Here is a 256-nt window from a genome sequence, read left to right as displayed (position 1 = left end):
CTATACGCCATCAGTGGTGGACCGCATCCAGCATTACAGCGGCGAGCGCCCCCTGTTCGACACGGCCAATGTGGACGAAGAGATCGCTCGGGCGCTGTCGCGCCGGGTGGACCTGAAGTCGGGGGGCTACCTGATCATCGACCAGACCGAGGCGTTGACGACGGTGGATGTGAACACCGGCGGCTTCGTGGGCGGCCGCAATTTCGACGACACCATCTTCAAGACCAACCTGGAAGCGGCGCAGGCGATAGCCCGC

The 256-nt window shown here is 64.1% G+C and carries 1 protein-coding gene; it reads left to right on the top strand.

Annotated features, from left to right (window positions below):
* A partial coding sequence (locus SB751_RS32730; protein ID WP_410749344.1) for a ribonuclease E/G occupies window positions 1-256 on the top strand: 256 nt, incomplete at both ends.

Source organism: Cupriavidus sp. SIMBA_020, from assembly GCF_046535395.1.
Classification (GTDB): Bacteria; Pseudomonadota; Gammaproteobacteria; order Burkholderiales; family Burkholderiaceae; genus Cupriavidus; species Cupriavidus campinensis.
Note: the sequence above shows the minus strand (reverse complement) of the source record. Positions and strands in the feature narration are given on the sequence as shown.